We start from the raw sequence: 3619 nt of genomic DNA, 5'->3' as shown, positions 1-3619 counted from the left end.
GGCCGTGGTCGAGATCGACCAGCTCTGGTCGGTGTTCCATACCGCCGGTCGCGACGCCGTGGTGCACCAGGACCTGAACCTGCGCATCGAAGCCGGTGAGTTCATGAGCATTGTCGGCGGCTCCGGCAGCGGCAAGACCGTGCTGCTGCGCCAGATCCTGGGGCTGGAGCGGCCCGCCCGTGGCAGCGTCACGGTGCTGGGCCAACCGGCGGCGCAACTCGGCTCCGAGGGCGCGGCCAGCCGCGTCGGTATGTTGTTCCAGCATGGCGCCCTGTTTTCGGCCTTCACGGTGCTGGAGAACATCGGCTTCGCGCTGCGCGAACTCGGCACCTTCCCTGCGGCGCTGATTCGCGACGTCGCCATGGTCAAGCTGCAGATGGTCGGTCTGGACCCGGCGCAGGCGCACAAGATGCCGGCGGACCTGTCCGGCGGCATGGTCAAGCGGGTGGCGCTGGCGCGCGCGCTGGTGATGGACCCGCCGCTGTTGCTGCTCGACGAGCCCACCTCCGGTCTGGACCCCGACAGTGCCGACGGCTTTGTGGCGCTGCTGCGCTCACTGCACCGTGAGCTCGGGCTGACGGTGGTGATGGTGACGCACGACCTGGACACCCTGTTCGAGCTCAGCACCCGCATTGCCGTGGTAGCTGAAAAACGCATCATTGCCTGCGGCACGCCAACTGAGGTGATGGCGCATGATCATCCGTTTGTTCACGACTTCTTTCTGGGCGCGCGCGGCCAGCGGGCTGCGGCCGTGTTGCGTCAACCCCCGGTTACCGAGTAAAACACCGCCTTATGGAAAACAAATCACATGCCCTGGCCGCTGGCGCCTTTGTGCTGGTGCTGCTGACCTTGCTGGTCGCCCTGGCGCTCTGGCTGACCCGTGACACGCAGTCGCAGCGGATCTATGAACTCTCCAGCGCACAGGCTGTGACCGGCTTGCAGCCGCAAGCCACGGTACGCTTCAAAGGCGTGAACGTGGGCAAGGTCAGCGCCATTGGCTTTGATCCGCTCAAGCCGGGCAACGTGCTGATCCGCATCGCCGTGGATGACAAGGCGCCGATCACCCAATCCACCTTTGCCACCCTGGGTTTTCAGGGTGTCACCGGGCTGGCTTTCATCCAGCTCGACGACAGCGGCACCTCCAAAGTCGCCCTGCGCGCCGACGTGCAGCCGCCGGCGCGCATTCCGATGCGCCCCGGCTTGTTGGCCGAACTGTCCGAGCGCGGTCTGCGCATCCTGGGGCAACTGGACGAAACCACGCAACGCGTCAACAAGCTGCTGGGCGACGACAACCAGAAGACCCTGATCGGCGCGATTGACAACATCGGCCAGGCGGCGCGTGGCCTGCAGCAGTTTTCAAGCCGCACCGGGCAACTGCTGGAGCCGCTGGTGAAAGACACCACCGCCACACTCAAGACAATGCAGGCCGCGTCGGTTCGGGTCGGCGACAGCGCCGACGAGGCCCGCCGGTCGGCCCGCGCCTTCAGAACCGTCACCGAGCGCATGAACCGGCCCGGCGGCACGCTCGACCAGCTCAGCCAGGGGGCCGGCACGTTGTCCGCCAGCGCCCAGACCCTGAATACCTTGACGCTGCCGCACCTGAATCACGCGCTGGGCGACACCGCCCGCATGACGCGCCAGGTCGGGCGGGCGGCCGCCAGCGTCAGCGACAACCCGCAGTCCTTGCTCTTGGGCAATGGGCCGGTGGCGCCCGGCCCGGGCGAACCCGGCTTTTCTGCAACCCCAGGTCAACCATGAAAAATGCTACACATTCAATAGCTTATCGCGCTTATTCCACGGGGGCTAGAGCCCTGTTTCTTGTATTTTTTTTGGCGCTCACCGGCTGTGCGCTGACGCGTCCCACGGCGCGCCCGGCGGTGTATGACTTTGGGCCCGGCCGTCTGAGCAGCGCGCCAGCGCCCCAGGCCGGTCAGGTCGCAGCGTCCGCCCTGGCGCCGCTGGTCCTGGACGAGGTGCAGGCCAGCAGCGCGCTCGACGGCAGCGCCGTGCTGTACCGGCTGGCCTATACCAACGCGCAGCAACTGCGGCCCTATGCGCAGGCGCGCTGGAGCATGCCGCCGGCCCAGTTGGTGCGCCAGCGTCTGCGCGAGCAGCTGGGGCAAGACCGCGCCCTGCTGGAGCCGGGCGCCGTCGTCAGCGCGGCCAGGCTGTCAACGCCGGGCGCGCTGGCCGGCGTGACCCCGATTACCCTGCGTGTAGAGCTGGAAGAATTCAGCCAACTGTTTGAGGCGCCCGGCTCAAGCGTGGGCCTGCTGCGCCTGCGCGCCACACTCACGCAGGCCAGCCCCAGCGGGGCAGGCTTGCTGGCGCAGCGCATCATCGTGGTGCAGCGCCCGGCCCCCAGCGCCGATGCTGTCGGCGGTGTGCAGGCCCTGCGGCTGGCCACCGACGCGGCAGCGCAGGAGTTGGCCCAGTGGTTGCAGCAGTTGGGGCACTAGGCGCCAAGCGCGCCCAGCGGCTGGCCGCGGGTTCGCAGCAGATCAGCGCGAAGCGGCACCCGTGAGCACCGGCAAACCGGCTTGTTGCCAGGCGAGCATGCCGCCCTCAATGTTGGAGGCAGCGCTGAAGCCCGCCGTTTCGAGCAACGCGGTGGCCTGCGCCGAGCGCCGACCGGAGCGGCAAATCAGCACCACCCGCTGGTTCTTGAAGGGCGAGATTTCTTTCAGCCGTTGTGCCAGCTGGCCCAGCGGGATCAGCGTGCTGCCGGGGGCATGACCCTGCACGTATTCATCGGCTTCGCGCACGTCGAGCAGCAGCGCACCGCTGCCTTGCAGCGCGGCGGCCTGTTTGACATTGACGGCCGGCAGACCCGCGCTGGCGGCAGCGGCCAGCGCCAGCAAGGCGCTCGCCAGCAGGGACTTGCCTAAAGTTGGTTTCATCAGGGTTCCTTTGGGCTTTGGGAATGACTGCAAAGGGCGCAAGCATAGCAAGACATAGTCCTGACCTGAACCTGCAGGGAGATAACTCAAGACAACGGCGTGTTTCAATCCGCGTCCGGCGGGAATGCCGGGCGATCCACCTTGATCTGATCTTCGTACACCGGCACCAGATCGTTTCAATCCGCGCCCGACATGAATGCCGGGCGATCCTTGGCAACGGTTTCAGCTTGCGCCAGGTAGGAGTTGTTTCAATCCGCGCCCGACATGAATGCCGGGCGATCCCGGTTCCGACCATCCAGAGTTTGACGCCGCGTTTGTTTCAATCCGCGCCCGACATGAATGCCGGGCGATCCCCCTTCACCAGTTTTCGTATTTCCTGTTCGCTGTGTTTCAATCCGCGCCCGACATGAATGCCGGGCGATCCAGCCAAGACAACGCCATGGCTTGCGCTCAGATCGGTTTCAATCCGCGCCCGACATGAATGCCGGGCGATCCGCGCAACTCGGCTTTGAAGCTGTCGCGCGTCTGATCGTTTCAATCCGCGCCCGACATGAATGCCGGGCGATCCCGCCGGCCGGTGCCGCCCATCAACTTGTAGTTGTTGTTTCAATCCGCGCCCGACATGAATGCCGGGCGATCCGAGCCGAAACGTGGTGTTGGTCACAATCACCGGATGTTTCAATCCGCGCCCGACATGAATGCCGGGCGATCCAGCCAAG

Annotated in this window: 4 protein-coding genes and 1 CRISPR repeat array; of the genes, 3 read left to right on the top strand and 1 reads right to left on the bottom strand. The window is 66.0% G+C overall.

Annotated elements, in window-relative coordinates:
- The first annotated feature begins 4 nt into the window (after positions 1-4).
- From WA157_RS14000 to WA157_RS13990, 3 genes are read left to right on the top strand one after another with little or no spacing between them, the layout of a single operon-like run.
- On the top strand, positions 5-781 hold the full coding sequence (locus tag WA157_RS14000) for an ABC transporter ATP-binding protein (protein WP_422621547.1): 777 nt from the start codon (positions 5-7) through the stop codon (positions 779-781).
- A gap of 11 nt (positions 782-792) precedes the next feature.
- Positions 793-1758 carry an MlaD family protein gene (locus tag WA157_RS13995; protein WP_422621546.1) on the top strand — a complete coding sequence of 322 codons (966 nt, stop codon included), beginning with the start codon at positions 793-795 and terminating at the stop codon, positions 1756-1758.
- Positions 1755-2459, top strand: a complete 705-nt coding sequence (locus tag WA157_RS13990; RefSeq protein WP_422621545.1) for an ABC-type transport auxiliary lipoprotein family protein — start codon at positions 1755-1757, stop codon at positions 2457-2459. Before WA157_RS13995 ends, WA157_RS13990 begins: the two co-directional genes overlap by 4 nt.
- Before the next feature lie 42 nt (positions 2460-2501).
- Here WA157_RS13990 and WA157_RS13985 read toward each other — a convergent pair whose 3' ends face one another.
- Positions 2502-2900, bottom strand: coding sequence for a rhodanese-like domain-containing protein (locus WA157_RS13985; protein ID WP_422621544.1), 399 nt, complete (start codon positions 2898-2900; stop codon positions 2502-2504).
- 101 nt (positions 2901-3001) lie between these two features.
- Positions 3002-3612: a CRISPR direct-repeat array (repeat unit 37 nt; unit sequence GTTTCAATCCGCGCCCGACATGAATGCCGGGCGATCC).
- Positions 3613-3619 lie beyond the last annotated feature (7 nt).

Source organism: Rhodoferax ferrireducens (assembly GCF_049302455.1).
In the GTDB taxonomy this organism is placed as follows: Bacteria; Pseudomonadota; Gammaproteobacteria; order Burkholderiales; family Burkholderiaceae_C; genus Rhodoferax; species Rhodoferax ferrireducens_B.
Note: the sequence above shows the minus strand (reverse complement) of the source record. Positions and strands in the feature narration are given on the sequence as shown.